We start from the raw sequence: 14566 nt of genomic DNA, 5'->3' as shown, positions 1-14566 counted from the left end.
GAAATCACTCTGTCCCAATAGCGGTCTTGATGGGGGTGTCCCCGGAGACGAGTTCCAGGGTCCTGCGGACCGTACCGGGGGCCTCCAGCAGGGCCGCGATGACGGCGGCCACGTCGTCACGCGGCACCGCCCCCGGCGGGACCTCGGGGGCCAGCCGCACCAGGCCCGTGCCCGGCTCGTCGGTCAGCCGCCCCGGCCGCAGGATCGTCCAGTCGAGGTCGCGGGCGCGCAGGTCCTCCTCGGCCTCGGTCTTGGCCTTGATGTACGCGGCCCAGACCTCGTCGCCACCCTGCGGCGGCCTGCCCGCGCCCATGGAGGAGACCTGGACGAACCGCCGCACACCCGCGCGCTCGGCCGCGTCGGCGAGCAGCACGGACGCGGCCCGGTCCACCGTGTCCTTGCGGGCCGCGCCGCTGCCGGGACCGGCCCCGGCCGCGAAGACCACCGCGTCGGCGCCCGCGGCGATCGCGGCCACCTCTTCGACGCTCGCCCGCTCCAGGTCGCACACCACGGCCTCGGCCCCGATGGCCTCGATGTCGGCGACATGCGCGGGATTGCGCACGAGGCCGACCGCGCCGGACTTGAGCCGTTCCTCCAGGCGCAGGGCGATCTTCCCGTGACCACCCGCGATGATGATCCGCATAGTCCCTCATGGTGTCATGGACCCATGAGCGAGTTTCCGGAGGCCCCGACGCCCGCGTTCCTGTTCGACCTGGACGGCACCCTGATAGACAGCGTTTACCAGCACGTCATCGCGTGGCGGCAGGCGTTGTCGAGCATGGGGATCGACCTGTCGGTGTGGCGGATCCACCGGCGCATCGGCATGAGCGGCGGGCTGTTCGTCAGCGCGCTGCTGCGCGAGACCGGGCTGAAGCTGACGCGGGAGCAGATCGACCAGTTGCAGACCACCCACATGGAGGCGTACGAGCAGCAGGTCCACTCCGTGCGGCCGCTGCCCGGCGCGGCGGAGCTGCTGTCGGAGCTGTCCTCGCGCGGCGTGCCGTGGGCGATCGCCACCAGCGGGTACGCCCGCACGGCGCGGCTCGCGCTGGGCATGCTGGGCCTGCCGGACGACACCCCGATGATCACGCGTGACATGGTGCGCCGGGCGAAGCCGGACCCCGACCTGTTCCTGGCCGGTGCGGCACTGGTCCGGGTGGACCCCGCGCATGCCATGGTGGTGGGCGACAGCGTCTGGGACCTGCTCGCCGCCCGCCGGGCCGGCGCGCTGGGCATCGGGCTGCAGTCCGGTGGGTACGGCAGGGACGAGCTCGAACGCGCCGGCGCCTTCAGGGTCTACACCGATCCGGCCGACATGCTGGGCAGGCTCGACGAGCTCGGCGTCCGGCAGTCCGACTGATGCTGGAATATCCCCTGGAACCACCGAGCTGGATCATGCGTATCCCCCACAAAGGAGCTTGAGATGGACTTGGCAGACATCGGCGTCACCGGCCTGGCCACCATGGGGCGCAACCTGGCCCGCAACCTGGCCAGGCACGGATACGCGGTAGCCGTGCACAACCGCACGTATGGGCGCACCCAGCAGCTGGTCAAGGAGTTCGGCGGGGAGGGCACGTTCGTCCCGTCCGAGGACCTGGCCGCCTTCGTGGCCTCGCTGAAGCGACCGCGCCGGGCGATCATCATGGTGAAGGCGGGGGCGGGCACCGACGCGGTGATCGACCAGCTCGCGGACCTGATGGAGCCGGGCGACATGATCGTCGACGGCGGCAACGCGCACTTCGACGACACCCGGCGGCGCGAGGCCGCGCTGCGCGAGCGCGGCCTGCACTTCGTCGGCACCGGCATCTCGGGCGGCGAGGAAGGCGCGCTGAACGGTCCCAGCATCATGCCGGGCGGCTCGAAGGAGTCGTGGGAGGCGCTCGGCCCGATCCTGCAGGACATCTCGGCCAAGGTGGAAGGGGTGCCGTGCTGCGTCCACGTCGGCCCCGACGGTGCCGGACATTTCGTGAAAATGGTCCACAACGGCATCGAGTACTCGGACATGCAGCTCATCGCCGAGTCGTACGACCTGCTGCGCCAGGCCCTGGGCGCGACCCCGGCCGAGCTGGCCTCGGTGTTCCGCGAGTGGAACCGGGGCGAGCTGGACTCGTACCTGATCGAGATCACCGCCGAGGTGCTCGACCAGGTGGACGCCGAGACGGGCAAGCCGTTCGTGGACGTCGTGGTGGACCAGGCCGAGCAGAAGGGCACCGGCCGGTGGACCGTGCAGAGCGCGCTCGACCTGGGCGTGCCGGTGACGGGCATCGCCGAGGCGACGTTCGCCCGCGCCCTGTCCGGCCACCCGGAGCAGCGCGCCGCCGCCGCCTCCCTGCAGGGGCCCGGCCTTTCCGGGATCGGGGGGAGCGAGCTGGTGGAGGACGTGCGGCAGGCCCTGTACGCCTCCAAGATCGTCGCGTACGCGCAGGGCTTCGACCAGATGGCCGCCGCCTCCCGCGAGTACGGCTGGGACCTCGACCTGGGTGCCATGGCCACGATCTGGCGCGGCGGGTGCATCATCCGGGCCAAGTTCCTGGACCGGATCCGGGCCGCGTACGACGCCAACCCGGCCCTGCCGACCCTCCTGGCCGACCCGACCTTCGCCGCCGCGCTGGACGCGGGGCAGGAGGCCTGGCGGCGCGTGGTGACGACGGCGGTGCAGATCGGCGTGCCCACGCCCGGCTTCTCCTCGGCGCTGGCCTACTACGACGGCCTGCGCCGCGACCGCCTCCCGGCCGCGCTGGTCCAGGGGCTGCGCGACTTCTTCGGCGCGCACACCTACCGCCGGGTGGACAAGGAGGGCTCCTTCCACACGGACTGGTCCGGCGACCGCACCGAGCACCCGGCCTGACCCGCACCCCACCACCGCCACCCACGCCGGGACGCGGGTGGCGGTGGTGCAAGGATGTTCAAGACCCGGCCGCCCCGTCGCCGCCAGGCTAGGGCGCATGACAACGACACTTTCCTCCATCGTCATCGACTGCGCCGACCCCGCCGCCCTGGCCTCCTTCTACGCCCGGGCGACCGGCTGGCGGATCACCTCGGACGACCCCGATTTCGTCAGCCTTGAAGGCGGCCCCGTCTCGGTCGGTTTCCAGCGGATCGACGGCTACCGGGGCCCGGCCTGGCCGGACAGCGGGAAGCACGCGCACCTCGACTTCACGGTCCCCGACGTCGAGGCCGCCGTGAAGGAACTGGCCGATCTCGGCGCCACCGTGCCCGGCTTCCAGCCGGGCGGCGGCGACTGGACCGTGCTGCTCGACCCCGAAGGCCACCCCTTCTGCGTCATGGGCGGCTGACGCGCCGGGCGTCGTTCAGGGGGTGCGGGGGGCGAGCAGGCGGCGCAGGGCGGTCGGGGTGTGGCCGACGTGGTCACGGATCGTCCGTGTCAGGTGTGCCTGGTCGGCGAACCCGAGGTCGGCGGCCAGCCCGGCCAGGCTCGCCTCGCCGTCCTCCAGCCGGTCGAGCGCCCGGCCCACGCGCACGCGGTTGCGGTAGTGGGTCAGGGAGACGCCCAGCTCCCGGGTGAACGCCCGGCTGAGCTGGTACGGCGAGACGGCCAGGAGCTCGGCCAGCGACATCAGCCCACCGGCCGCCGGGTGATCGGCGGCGATGGCCTCCCGGGCGGCGTCGGCGATCGCCGCACCGGATCTCCGGACGCCGCCACCCGGCCAAGGGGCGGGCCTCACGTCGGCGCGGCCTGGCCGGGGAGCAGGCGTCGCGCTGGTCGTGGCCTCGGCACCGCCCTGCCAAGAGGCGGGCGTCACGCTGGTGGCGGCCTCGGTGTCGCGTGGCCCAAGAGCCGGAGATCCGGTGCTGTCCGGCCCGAAGGCGGGCGCCGTCGTCCTGTGGACGGACGCCTCGGCGGCGCCGGCTCCAGGGTGGGGCATGGCGCCCGAGCCGAAGGAAGCCGGCGTTGACGATGAGGCCACTTGGGCGAGGGTGGCGCCGATGAGGGAGAGCAGGGACTCGGCCAGCTCGAAAGCCGTGTCCCCGCCCCTCGCCGCCGCGAGGAAGCGCCGGTGGGCGAGGTCGAGGCGGGCGTCCACGTACAGGGTCGGCCGGGCCGGCGGGCCGTCCCCGGCGAGCGTGCGCCACAGCCGGGGGGTCAGGGACACCGAGGTGCACACGTCGCCGCCCGCCGGGTGGGCGAAGCGCTCCTCCTCGCCGGGCACCCCGAGGTAGGCCATCGCCGGGTCGATCACGGCGGCCCGGCCGTCGGCCTTGCGCCGGAACCGGCCGCGGCGCACCAGCACCAGGCGGTGCCCGGAGCCCAGCTCCGCCGCCGACCACCCGCGGTGGTCGTCGACGCAGGTCACGGCATCGAGGTGGAACCCGTCCCCGGCAGCGAGACGCACAGCTGAACGCACCCGCGGAAGGTTACTCCGCGGGTACGACAAATCCCCTCAGGACTGCCGGCCGCCGATGCCCATCGTGTTGGCGACCGCCGTGACCACGCAGAACCCGAACGGCCCGCTCGCGTCATGCATGGTGACCTGCCCCGTGGCGACCCCGTCGGCGGACAGGTGGCCGGTGGCCTCGACCCCGATCAGCTCCGCGGCCGGGAGCCGGGCGAGCGTCATGGTGTAGTCGGCGTTGATGAAGCGCAGCCCCTCCACCCCGGAGTTGCTCAGCGGGCTGGCGAAGTCGGCGGCCAGCGCCGCGCGTACGAACGGCGTCAGCGGCTCCTCGTCCACCAGCGGATACGACTCCCGCAGCCACACTCGCCCCGGCCCCGGCGCCGCCCACTCGGTGACGCGCCACAGGTCGAACGGCGGCTTCCACGTGACCTGCCCGTCCACCGGCGGCCCGGAGGGCGCGGGCGTGTCCCACGGGGGCGTGACGAAGGTCTGCTCCCCCTCCGGCTGCTCCCCCTGCCGCAGCAGCACCGCGCCGGCCCGCCCGATCACCCCCTGCTCGGTGGTGATCACCGCGTCGGCCACGAGGATCCGGCGCCCGGCCCTGATCAGCGAGGTCTCCACCGTGACCGGCACCATCGGGCTGTTGCGGAACAGGTCGACCGTCAGGCGGGCGAAGTGCAGCCCCGGCTGGGCGTAGCGCCGCTCGATGGCGCGGGCGGCGAGCCCGCCGAGCAGGCGGCCGTGGAGCATGTCGGGGGACCAGGGACCTCGGGCGTGCGGCGCGGGCACCAGCTCGCCCTTCTTCTGCGTGAAGAAGGCTGACACAGAATCAGATTCTAGAGCAGAGCAGCCGTTCGCCGAGAGCCCGCAGGTGCTCCTTCAGCTCCACGGGCTCCAGCACCTCGAAGTCCACGTCCAGGAAGGCCACCACCGTGGCCATCAGGCGCAGGTCGTCGCCGCGCAGGGTGAGCAGGCAGGTGTGCTCGTCCACCGGCTCGACGGTGCCGGCCGTGCGGCCCTCGATCCGCGCGGCGGGGGCGCGCAGCAGGAAGCGGCTCTCGTACGGCCACATCTCGTGTGCCAGGCGGTGCTGCACCCAGGCGGCGACGTCGGGGGCGGGCGGCTCGCGCGGCGTGAAGCGGGGGCCGTTCGGGGTCCGCAGGCGCATCCGGTCGGCCCGGTACGTGCGCCAGTCGCCGCGGTCGGCGTCCCAGCCGACCAGGTACCAGCGGTTGCCCTTGGTGACGAGGCTGTGCGGCTCGGCCCTCCTGAGCGCGCTCCCGCCCCGGTGGCCGGTGTAGTCGAAGCGGAGCTGCTCGTGGTCGCGGCAGGCGGCGGCGACGCGGGTGAGCACGTCCGCGTCCACGGTGGGGCCCTCGCGGTTGATGCGTACGGTGTGCCGCTGCAGCGTGTTGACCCGCCGGCGCAGGCGGGCGGGCAGGACCTGTTCGAGCTTGGCCAGCGCGCGCAGGGAGGTCTCCTCGATGCCGGTCACGGTGCCGTTCGCGGCGGTGCGCAGGCCGACCGCGACCGCCACGGCCTCCTCGTCGTCGAGCAGCAGCGGCGGCAGCTCCGCGCCCGCGCCCAGCCGGTAGCCGCCGCAGACGCCGGGCGTCGAGTGGACCGGGTAGCCGAGGCTGCGCAGCCGGTCGACGTCGCGGCGCATCGTCCGGGGGGCGACGCCGAGCCGCTCCGCCAGGTCGGCGCCGGACCACTCGTGCCGGGCCTGCAGGAGGGCCAGCAGGCGTAGCAATCTCGCCGAGGTGTCCAACACGGGCACCATTGTGGCCCGAATCTGGCCGCGATGGCTCCTAGCGTTGCGGGTATGGACGAATTCGTCATCGACATATCCCAGGACCGGCTCGACGACCTGCGCGAGCGGCTGGAGCGTACCCGCTGGCCCGACGCCCTCGACGGGGCCGGCTGGTCGTACGGGACGCCGCCCGAGGCGGTGGGCGAGCTGGCCGCGTACTGGCTCGACGGCTACTCCTGGCGCGCGCACGAGGCCAGGCTCAACGCGTTCCCGCAGTACACGACCGTGATCGACGGGCAGCGCGTGCACTTCGCGCACGTGCGCTCCCCCCGGCCGGACGCGCTGCCGCTGCTGCTGACGCACGGCTGGCCCAGCACGTTCGCGGACTTCTCGCGCGTCGCCGGGCCGCTCAGCCGGGACTTCCACCTGGTCATCCCGTCCATCCCGGGGTTCGCGTTCTCGGGCCCCACGACGGAGCCGGGCTGGGGCGTGCGGCGGGTCGCCGCCGCCTGGGCCGAGCTGATGGCGCGGCTCGGCTACGAGCGCTACGGCGCGCAGGGCGGCGACTTCGGCGCCCTGGTCTCCCCCGCCGTGGCGCGGCTGGCCCCCGAACGGGTGGTCGGCGTGCACGTGAACGCTCTCACCGCGTTCGTCACCGACGACATGTCGGGCCTGACCGAGGCCGAGCGGGAGCGGGCCCGGGGCGTCGAGCGGTGGCGGAAGGAGTTCTCCGGGTACGCGGCCGTCCAGGGCACCAGGCCGCAGACGCTCGCGTACGCCCTGGCGGACTCGCCGGCCGGGCTGCTCGGCTGGACCCTCGACGCGTTCGCCTCCTGGGGGCGGGACGTGGGCGGGGTGCCCGCCGACGACGTCCTCACCGACGTCAGCATCCTCTGGCTCACCGGCACGGCCGGCTCCTCCACCCGCATCTACCGGGAGAGCGGCGGCGACTGGGCGGTGCCGGACGCGCCGGGCGGGACCCCGACGGGCGTGGCGGTCTTCCCCGGGGACAGCACGGTCCGGCGCTACGCCGAGCGGGCGCACAACGTGGTCCACTGGTCGGAGTTCGCGACGGGCGGCCACTACGCCGCCCTGCAGGCCCCCGAGCTGCTGGCCGGCGACATCAGGACCTTCTTCGCTCAGTGGAACTGAGGCACGATCAGGTAGATGCCGTACAGCACGACGGCGGCGCACGCGGTGAAGCACAGGACGGCCACTATCAGGGCGTCGTGGCGGGCGGGCCGGCCTCTCCGGCGGGAGGAGGCTCGGCTGGATTTCGGCGGCGCGCCGCCGTAGGCTCCCCCAATGCGCGATCTAGGTGAGGACCCCCGGCCCGTGCGGGGCGCGGTACGCGAGATCCACTCCCTCGGCGACTCGGCCACCCTGTCCTACTCCCCCGACCTCGACGGCCTGGCCGACCCGGGGGAGATCGTCTGGGCCTGGGTCCCTTACGAGGAGGACCCGTCCCGCGGCAAGGACCGTCCCCTGCTGGTCGTGGGCCGCACCGGGCGCCGGCTCCTCGGCGTGATGCTGTCCAGCAAGGGCGACGACGGGCCCGACTGGGTGGAGCTGGGCGCCTGGGGCCGGGACGAGCGGGTGTCGTACGTACGGCTGGACCGGGTGTTCGTGCTGGACGAGGACGACATCCGGCGCGAGGGCGCGGTGCTCGACGGCGACCGTTTCGCGCGGGTGGCGGCCCGGCTCATGAAGACCTACGGCTGGGACGCCGCCCGGTAGCCCCCTCGCCCACGCCGGCCATGGCGCCCTCACGCGGCGGCGCCCTCGGAGGGCGGCGTGGGGCCGGCGGGCACACCCGACGCCCTCGGAGGGCGAGGTGGACCCGGGCGGGCGCGCCCCTTCCGTCGCCGGGCTCGCGGTGCGGTGGGTTACCTGGTGGAGGCGCGTGCCACCAGGTCGGGTTGGAAGATCACCTGGCGGTGCTCGTGCCCGGCGGGCCGGTTGGCCTCCTCCAGCAGCATCAGCGCCGCCGTGTGGCCGAGCTGCTCGCGCGGCTGCCGGATGGACGACAGCGGCACGGCGGCCGCCGCGGCGAAGTCGATGTCGTCGTAGCCGAGGATGGCCAGGTCGTCCGGGACCCGCAGCCCGCGCTGCGTCATCTCCTGCAGCACCCCGATGGCCACCAGGTCGTTGGCGCAGAAGACCGCGGTGGGCCGCTCGGACGGCGGCCGGGTGGCGATCTCCTCCCCGGCCAGCCGCCCGGTGGCGATGGTGAGGTCGGGCAGGGGGATGACGGTCAGCCGGTCGTCCGGCGAGAGCACGGCGGACAGGCCCTCGTGCCGCTCCCGCACCTGGCGGACGGTGAACGGCCCGCCGGCGAACGCGATGTGACGGTGCCCCCGCTCGCGCAGGTGCCGGCCGGCCAGCCGCCCGCCGAGCACGTCGTCGACCGCGACCGCGCAGCCGTGGCTGTGCGGGGCCGAGCTGTCGAAGCGCACCACCGGGATGCCGCGCGAGACGAGCCGGCCCAGCCGCTCCTCCTCGGCGCTGTCGTTGACCGGCGTGATCAGGACACCCAGCGGGCGCTGCTCCTCGAACGTCTCCAGCAGCCCCGCCTCGCGGTCGGCGTCCTTGTTGCTGTTGAAGACCATCACGGTGAGCTCGACCCGCTGCGCGGCGGTCTCGACGCCGCGCAGCACGTCGATGAAGAACGGGTTGGCCAGGTCGAGCGCGACCACGCCGATGGTCCGGCTGTGGCCGGCCCGCAGCTGCCGGGCGGAGCCGTTGCGGACGTAGCCGAGGCGGGCGATCGCGGCCCGCACCCGCAGCCGGGTGTCGGGGGCCACCATGTCGGGCCGGTTGAGCACATTGCTCACCGTGCCGACGGAGACCCCGGCGAGCCGGGCGACCTCTTTGATGCTCGACATCGTTCCTCGTCGCAGGCGTGACGTCGCTATGATCATAACGCCTTCGACCAGGGGTTCGACACTACAGGTGACAACCTCCGCCCGGGGCCGCGGTCAGGCGCGTCCGCCCGGCGCCCGGAGAGCCCGGCCGCACCGCCCCGGACAGGGCGCGGTGCGGCCGCGCGGCTATGACAGCGGTCGTCAGGTCAGCGCCTGGAAGGAGTAGTGCAGGCCGTATTCGGTGTTGTCCCAGGCGTGCACGAGGATGGCCTCGCCGTCACAGGCGTGGTCGGGGAAGACGAGGAGCGGGCCGTCGGTTTCGTTGATCACGGCGTGGAAGCCCGGGCCGAGGTCGTGGCATTCGCTGGGCCGTGGGTCCCCGATCCCCCACGTGGCTTCGCCGAGGGTGCGGACGATCACGGATCCCGAGGCGGCGGAGGCAGGGGTGGCGGTGAGCGTGACGGCCGTGGCGGCCACGGTCAGCACGGCGAGGATGGAACGCATATCAGATCCCTTCTAGAAGAGACAACCCCCTAATCATGCACACTCCGTAGTCGGTTAGCCACTTATAGCGAGCGGGACACGGCGACGCGTCAGACGCCGACGCGTGGGGCCTCCCAGGGCTGCGGTGGACTCTTCGCACATTAGGGCGTTAAAGAGGGGCCAAGGAGGGACCCGGGGCCAGTAAGTTGAGGGGCCGTGTCGAGAAGATCGCGATTATGGTGGCTCACCGCGCTCCTGGCCTCGGTGGCGGGGACCCTGTACGGGCGCTTGCTGCCGGAGTCCTTCAGCTACGGCTACTTCGGTTTCGCCTCATGCCCCGGCCATGACGCGACCTCGGAGATCTCGGCCGTGCTGTGGCCGGTGGCCGCGTGGGTGCCGCTGTTCTGGTACGGCGGGGGGCCGGTGGTGGTGCTGGCCTTCGCGGTGCACTGGCTGGCCTCGTGGCTGGGGCGGCCGTGGATCGGGCGGCTGTTCGCCTGGACCGCGGCGGTCGCGCTCGTGCTGGTGGCCGGGTCCGGCCCCGTGGCCGTGGCCGTGGATCTGGTGCTGGACCGGGGCTGCCTGGACGTGTGGGGCGGGCTGGAGGGCGTCGCGTACCTCACCGGCTGGCAGGTCGGTCCCGCCGCGGCGGCGCTCTGCATGCTGGCCGCGGTGCGGAACCCCCGATACCTGGTGCGGCGGACGCTGCGGGCGCGGTGGTTCCGGCGCGGGCTCGCCGTCTCGGCCGCGCTGGGGCTGCTGGCGTTCGCGCCGGTGAGCGACTTCGTTCCGGGGCCGGTCAGCAAATGCGGGGATTCGCGGGATCCCGAGCAGGTCTTCCTGTGCACGATGCACCAGAGGGGACTTTTCACGAAGGTGGGCGACCATCTGGCGCTGGCCTACGGGCGCCGGCAGTGTGCCGCCTTCCCCGCTCCGGGCGTCGATCCGTACCTGATCGCGAGCATCTGCCCGCCGGCCGCCGAGGTGGCACGGCGGGAGCGAGCGGCGCAACAGGCCGAGATCCAGGCCGAGGAGGCGAGAAGCCAGAAGATCTGCGACGCGAACCGGCACCGGCCCCGGGTCAGGCCCGTCCGGGTCGCCCACGATCGGATCTTCACCGACTACGGCGTGATCGAAGCCCTGGAGACCGAGGACTGGGATGACGATCTGCTGACCACGGCGCAGGACGACGGGCTGGTCGCCACCGGCCCGGGACATCTCATGATCCTCACGCACTCCGACTACGAGAACTGCGTCACCGTCGAGGCGTACAGGCAGCGGCCTCCCCTGGAGAAGAAGGGCTGGGACCGCGTGGTCGAGGTCGGCTACGCCAGCCCGTCGGGAACGATCGAACTGGGCGACGCCATGGGCGGACCCCAGATGCCCAACATGGCTTTCGCCGGCAAGGGCACCTACCGCATCCGGGTCCACTATCGGGAGCCCGCGTGGGAGGAGCTCACCCCCCAGCACCTCCTCATCCAGATCTTCCCTGGCCGGCGCGGCCAGAGGGCGGTGCGCCACGATCAGCCGGGGCGGGCAGGCCGGCCCCAGCGAGACGTCCCCTCCGGCTGGAGCGGACCCTGCTGCTCGCAATAGCGCAGGGCCCGGACGGTGACGCCGCTCGCCCGCGCCGGCTCCCCGATCAGCACCGTCCCCGCTTATGCCCTTCGCCCCGCCCCCACGGAGAGACCGCCGTGCGCCGATGACGAATCGAGCGGACGGCGCGACGGATCGCCGGTGCACGAGCATCCCGGGACCGGCTCCAGGCCGATCACACACTCGGCCAACGGCGCGAGCGCGGCAGTAGACACGCCGGCCCCGCATCCGATGTCCGATGCTCGCCTGACCGGATGCTTCAGGCGAGCCGACTTGAGGATCCGCTGATGCGTCGGAGGGCGGTCGAAGGCGTAGCTCGCCGCCGGCCGTTCGCTCTCACAGCGGCACGATCAGGGCCTGGGGGCGGTCGGCGGGGAAGGCCCAGATGTGCTTGCCGGCCGCGACCACCATCGCCAGGCGGGTCTTCAGGCCCAGCCGGATCACGCGGGCGGCGGCCCCCGCGGCCGGGTCCAGCACGAACAGGTCGCGTTCCCCGCCCGCCAGCACCCCGTTCGCGCAGACCAGGAACGGCACCGGCCCCTTCGGCAGCTTCACGAACCGGCGCGGCTCCCCCGACCAGGCGGACACCCGCTCCAGACCGCCCGCCACGCTGATCCACAGGGAGCCCGCGCAGACGGTCATGCCGCCGCGCTCGCGGGTCCACAGGTCCACCTCCCTCGGGCCGCCGCGCACCAGGGTGTCCCGCTTCGACGTCCACCACAGCCGCTCGCCCTCGACCGCGCACCGGTCCAGGCCGGGTAACTCCACGGGCTCGCCGAGGTCGCCGGGCGCGGTCAGCCTGCGTGCCCGCTCCGCGCCGACGGCCCAGATCTCGCCGCCGCCCGCGAGCACGCGGCCGTCGAAGGGCCCGGTGCTGAGGGGCCCGGTGCTGAGGGGCCCGGTGCTGAGGGGCCCGGTGCTGAGGGGTGCGGTGGCGAGCGGGGCGCCGGCGGGGTCGAGCCAGTGGACCCGGCCCTGCGCGGTCCCCGCCAGCGTGCCCCGCAGCGGGCTCTCGGATAACGAGCCCAGGTGGGGCGGCCCCGCGAACGTCCTGGGCACGATCACGGTCTCGGGCAGCGTGCCCGGCACGCCCGCCGTACGCGGCACCGTAGCCGGGACCGCCGCCAGGGAGCTCAGCTCCGGCAGCCGCACCGCCTCGCCGCCGTCCAGCGGGGCGCCGGAGGCGGTGTAGACCCGCATCCGGCCGGCCGCCGAGCACCAGACCGTGGTCCCGTCCGACGCGGCGACCCGGGCGGGCCACGGCAGGTCGATGTTCGTGACGGCGAGGTCCATGCGCTGACCATAGCCCTCCGGACCGCGCGCGCCAGCCCCTGTCCTGGACCGTGTGGCCGTGCACTGAGACGCCCGCGCGGGGGTATGCGGTAGGTAAGGGGGCGATCCCCGTAGCAGCCGAGGCCGGCCGGACTGGGATCATGGGACACATGCGTGTTGTGGTGATCGGGAGCGGCATCGTCGGGGCCGGCGCGGCCTACTACCTGAGCCGGCGGGGCGCCGCGGTGACCGTGGTGGACGGCGGATATCCGGGCGAGGCCACCCAGGCGGGGGCCGGCATCGTGTGCCCGTGGGTGGACCACCCGGAGGACGACGACTGGTACCAGCTGACCCGCGAGGGCACCCGCCGCTACCCGGGGCTGGTGGAGGCGCTGGGCGAGGACATCGGCTACGCAAAGGTGGGCGCGCTGCTGGTCGCCGCGGATCCGGCCGACCTGGAGCCGGTGCGCGCCCTGCTGCGCCGCCGGCACGCCGGCGCGCCCGAGATGGGCGACGTCGTCGACGTGGCGACCCCGTCCGAGCTGTTCCCGCCGCTGTCCGACGACCTGAGCGCCATCCTCGTGCCGGGCGCGGCGCGCGTGGACGGCTGCTCGGTCCGCGACGAGCTCCTGCGGGCCGCCGTGGCGCAGGGGGCGGAGGTCCGCGTGGGCGCCGCGCGGCTCACCCCGGGCGGCGAGGTGTTCATGCACGCCCTGGCCGGCGAGGCGGCCTCCGAGGGCGAGCCGTGGATCCCGGCCCATTCGGCCGCGGGCGTGCCCGAGGAGCCCCTCGACCAGGGCGGTTCCTGGCGGCAGGGGGCGCCCACCGCGCGGGCGGCCGAGCCTCCCGTGCCGATGGGGGCGCGCAGGTTCGCCGGCGAGGGCGAGCCGCTCGACGCCGACATGGTGATCGTGGCCGCCGGGGCCTGGACGGGCGAGGTGTGCCGGCCCCTGGGCGTGGAGCTGCCGGTGTTCCCCCGGCGGGGGCAGATCATGCACGTGACGCTGGAGGGCGTGGACACCGCGTGGTGGCCGATCGTGCTGCCGAGGGTGGGCCCGTACCTGCTGGGCTTCCCCGACTCCCGCGTCGTGATCGGGGCGACCGTGGAGGACGTGGGGTTCGCCCCGCGGGTCACGCTGGGCGGGCTGGACGAGGTGATCCAGGCGGGGCTGCGGGTGGCGCCCGGGCTGTTCAACGCGACCGTCGCGGAGACCAGGGTCGGCCTGCGCCCCGTGTACGCCCCCGGCTCGCCCCTCATCGGGCCGCTGACCGGGCGCGTGGTGGTGGCGACGGGCCTGAGCGCCTACGGGCTGACGGCGGGCCCGTTCACCGGCGAGATCGCCGCCGCGCTCGCCCTCGGCGAGGAGCCGCCCATCGACATCACGCCCTACGCGCCCGCCGTCGGATAATCCCAGCAAGCACTCACGTACCATCGGATTCCTCCCCACCGTGACGCCGTGGGGAGGCCGCGTTGCCGCTGCTCGCACTCTTGATGCTGCTCCTGCTGATGACGTCCTGCGCCTCCGCGCCCGTGCCCGCACCCGCGCCCCCGCCCCCGCCGCGCCCGCCCCGGCCTTCCCCCACGCCGAGGAAGCGGCCGCCCGCCAAGGAGGTGTGGGTCCCGTACGCCGCCTCTGGCCGGTACGACGTCGTGCCCGGCGGCGCGCCCGCGCGGCCGGGGTCCGGGGAGGTGGTGCGGTATCTGGTGGAGGTGGAGGCCGGCCTGCCGTTCGAGCCGGCCGTGTTCGCCGCCGACGTGCATCGGGTGCTCAACGACGTACGCGGCTGGGCGCGCTTCGAACGCGTCGACCACGGCCCGGTGCAGGTCCGCGTCGCCCTGTCGAGTCCCTTGCTCACGACCCTCCAGTGCGAGCCCCTGCGCACCGGGGGCGAGCTGTCCTGCTGGAACGGCACCCGCTCGGTCATCAACGCCCTGCGCTGGGCGAAGGGCGTCCCGCAGTACCGCGGCGACCTGGCCGCGTACCGGGCCTATCTGATCAGCCACGAGGTCGGGCACGGCCTGGGGCACGGCCACGAGCCCTGTCCCGGGCCGGGGCGGCTCGCCCCCGTCATGACCCAGCAGTCGAAGTCGCTGGACCGCTGCCGCCCCAATCCGTGGCCCTTCCCCGACCGGGGCCGTGAACCCGGGTGCGGCGACACCCCGCCTGATGACGGCAGGGGCTGCCGCGAGGCGCGAGGATGACGACCGGTAGGTTCTTCCGGTCGATGAGGTCGCCGCA

The 14566-nt window shown here is 73.8% G+C and carries 15 protein-coding genes; 8 read left to right on the top strand and 7 right to left on the bottom strand.

Translation table 11 applies throughout. From position 1 onward, the window contains the following. Nucleotides 1–4: 4 nt before the first annotated feature. Entirely contained in the window at nucleotides 5–643 is a 639-nt protein-coding gene (locus H4W80_RS00450; protein ID WP_192783216.1) for an SDR family oxidoreductase, read from the bottom strand. Between the two features lie 24 nt (nucleotides 644–667). Between H4W80_RS00450 and H4W80_RS00445 the strand changes: the two genes are divergently transcribed. From H4W80_RS00445 to H4W80_RS00435, 3 genes are all read left to right on the top strand, one after another. Further along, nucleotides 668–1360: an HAD family hydrolase gene (locus H4W80_RS00445; RefSeq protein ID WP_192783215.1), complete on the top strand. Its 693-nt coding sequence runs from the start codon at nucleotides 668–670 to the stop codon at nucleotides 1358–1360. A 63-nt stretch (nucleotides 1361–1423) separates the two neighbouring features. Next, a complete protein-coding gene (gndA, locus tag H4W80_RS00440) occupies nucleotides 1424–2848 on the top strand; it encodes an NADP-dependent phosphogluconate dehydrogenase (RefSeq protein WP_192783214.1) in 1425 nt (474 codons plus the stop codon). A 97-nt stretch (nucleotides 2849–2945) separates the two neighbouring features. After that, on the top strand, nucleotides 2946–3296 hold the full coding sequence (locus H4W80_RS00435; RefSeq protein WP_192783213.1) for a VOC family protein: 351 nt from the start codon (nucleotides 2946–2948) through the stop codon (nucleotides 3294–3296). A 15-nt stretch (nucleotides 3297–3311) separates the two neighbouring features. On the opposite strand, the gene H4W80_RS59955 is transcribed toward H4W80_RS00435, so the two are convergent. Genes H4W80_RS59955 through H4W80_RS00420 form a run of 3 tightly spaced genes read right to left on the bottom strand, consistent with a single transcriptional unit; the run spans nucleotide 3312 to nucleotide 6132 of the window. Continuing rightward, nucleotides 3312–4367, bottom strand: coding sequence for a helix-turn-helix domain-containing protein (locus H4W80_RS59955; protein WP_318786637.1), 1056 nt, complete (start codon nucleotides 4365–4367; stop codon nucleotides 3312–3314). A gap of 36 nt (nucleotides 4368–4403) precedes the next feature. Continuing rightward, the gene (locus tag H4W80_RS00425) at nucleotides 4404–5183 is read right to left on the bottom strand and encodes an acyl-CoA thioesterase domain-containing protein (protein WP_318786636.1); all 780 of its coding nucleotides are present in this window, start codon (nucleotides 5181–5183) and stop codon (nucleotides 4404–4406) included. Nucleotides 5184–5187: 4 nt separating this feature from the next. Then, nucleotides 5188–6132, bottom strand: coding sequence for a helix-turn-helix transcriptional regulator (locus H4W80_RS00420; RefSeq protein ID WP_192783212.1), 945 nt, complete (start codon nucleotides 6130–6132; stop codon nucleotides 5188–5190). A gap of 51 nt (nucleotides 6133–6183) precedes the next feature. On the opposite strand from H4W80_RS00420, the gene H4W80_RS00415 reads away from it, so the two are divergent. Both H4W80_RS00415 and H4W80_RS00410 read left to right on the top strand, forming a co-directional pair. Next, on the top strand, nucleotides 6184–7263 hold the full coding sequence (locus tag H4W80_RS00415; protein ID WP_192783211.1) for an epoxide hydrolase family protein: 1080 nt from the start codon (nucleotides 6184–6186) through the stop codon (nucleotides 7261–7263). Nucleotides 7264–7416: 153 nt separating this feature from the next. Next, nucleotides 7417–7848 carry a type II toxin-antitoxin system PemK/MazF family toxin gene (locus H4W80_RS00410; RefSeq protein ID WP_192783210.1) on the top strand — a complete coding sequence of 144 codons (432 nt, stop codon included), beginning with the start codon at nucleotides 7417–7419 and terminating at the stop codon, nucleotides 7846–7848. A 149-nt stretch (nucleotides 7849–7997) separates the two neighbouring features. Here H4W80_RS00410 and H4W80_RS00405 read toward each other — a convergent pair whose 3' ends face one another. Continuing rightward, on the bottom strand, nucleotides 7998–8996 hold the full coding sequence (locus tag H4W80_RS00405; RefSeq protein ID WP_192783209.1) for a LacI family DNA-binding transcriptional regulator: 999 nt from the start codon (nucleotides 8994–8996) through the stop codon (nucleotides 7998–8000). 180 nt (nucleotides 8997–9176) lie between these two features. Then, entirely contained in the window at nucleotides 9177–9479 is a 303-nt protein-coding gene (locus H4W80_RS00400; protein ID WP_192783208.1) for a hypothetical protein, read from the bottom strand. Between the two features lie 195 nt (nucleotides 9480–9674). Here H4W80_RS00400 and H4W80_RS00395 point away from each other — a divergent pair, with 195 nt between their 5' ends. After that, on the top strand, nucleotides 9675–11054 hold the full coding sequence (locus H4W80_RS00395) for a hypothetical protein (RefSeq protein ID WP_192783207.1): 1380 nt from the start codon (nucleotides 9675–9677) through the stop codon (nucleotides 11052–11054). 336 nt (nucleotides 11055–11390) lie between these two features. Here H4W80_RS00395 and H4W80_RS00390 read toward each other — a convergent pair whose 3' ends face one another. Then, nucleotides 11391–12347: a hypothetical protein gene (locus tag H4W80_RS00390; RefSeq protein WP_192794432.1), complete on the bottom strand. Its 957-nt coding sequence runs from the start codon at nucleotides 12345–12347 to the stop codon at nucleotides 11391–11393. 149 nt (nucleotides 12348–12496) lie between these two features. On the opposite strand from H4W80_RS00390, the gene H4W80_RS00385 reads away from it, so the two are divergent. Further along, complete coding sequence (locus tag H4W80_RS00385; protein WP_192783206.1) at nucleotides 12497–13735, top strand: NAD(P)/FAD-dependent oxidoreductase; 1239 nt, start codon at nucleotides 12497–12499, stop codon at nucleotides 13733–13735. 62 nt (nucleotides 13736–13797) lie between these two features. After that, a complete protein-coding gene (locus H4W80_RS00380) occupies nucleotides 13798–14529 on the top strand; it encodes a DUF3152 domain-containing protein (RefSeq protein WP_225963162.1) in 732 nt (243 codons plus the stop codon). Nucleotides 14530–14566: the final 37 nt, after the last annotated feature.

This window comes from Nonomuraea angiospora (genome assembly GCF_014873145.1).
Classification (GTDB): domain Bacteria; phylum Actinomycetota; class Actinomycetes; order Streptosporangiales; family Streptosporangiaceae; genus Nonomuraea; species Nonomuraea angiospora.
The sequence above is the reverse complement of the archived record's forward strand: the minus strand, read 5'-3'. Positions and strand labels throughout refer to the sequence as shown.